We start from the raw sequence: 677 nt of genomic DNA on the forward strand, positions 1-677 counted from the left end.
CGCGCCGAGCTTCGAATCCAAAGGCACCACGCGCTTGGCGGGCACCACCAGCCGCGACGCCGAGGCGCCGAACAGGCCGCGCACTTCGCCGAAGCACTTCGCACCGGGCACGAACACCATCTGACCCGGCTTCAGGTCGGTGGCCGAACCAGCCTCAACGACCTCGCCAACCGACTCGTAGCCGGGGACCAGCGGGTAACCCATTCCGGGGAATTGCGGCATCCGGCCCGACCACAACAGCCGCTCCGTACCGGTGCTGACGCCACTCCAAGCCACATCGACAACGATGTCGTCGTCAGTCGGCGCCGTAAGGCTCAAGCGACTGAGTTCGACCTGTTGTGGCTGCTTGAGTACGACCGCGATGGTGTCCATCGCTTACTCCAAATTCGAACGGCAGAGCTCTGCCGCCGAGTGTCATGCTAAACTGACGGATCACAGTGTCAAGCCAGATTAACACAACTACCGTTTGGATGCGGTAATTACGGAGGCAACCAGCGGCATCGGAACCGGGTGCAAAGTGACCTGGGAGAAGCCCGCATTCTCCAACATGGCCTGCAGTCGAGGGAAGCTCCGGGCTTTCCCGGAGCCCATGGCGTAAAGGTAGAAGGCGAAATAGGCGTCGGAGATCGCGGCGGTGCCGGGAATCCCGGCGATCGGCTCGGCGATCAGCAGTTTTC

At 62.3% G+C, this 677-nt stretch carries 1 protein-coding gene and 1 pseudogene; both read right to left on the reverse strand.

What is annotated here, in order from left to right; all coding sequences use genetic code 11:
- Positions 1-372: alcohol dehydrogenase catalytic domain-containing protein (locus tag DYI24_RS27420; protein WP_164574547.1), on the reverse strand; the 372-nt coding region annotated here is incomplete at its 3' end.
- Between the two features lie 87 nt (positions 373-459).
- Positions 460-677, reverse strand: a pseudogene (locus DYI24_RS27425) (methyltransferase); the annotation flags it as partial.

It is taken from the genome of Rhodopseudomonas sp. BR0C11 (genome assembly GCF_010820945.1).
Lineage (GTDB): Bacteria > Pseudomonadota > Alphaproteobacteria > Rhizobiales > Xanthobacteraceae > Rhodopseudomonas > Rhodopseudomonas palustris_H.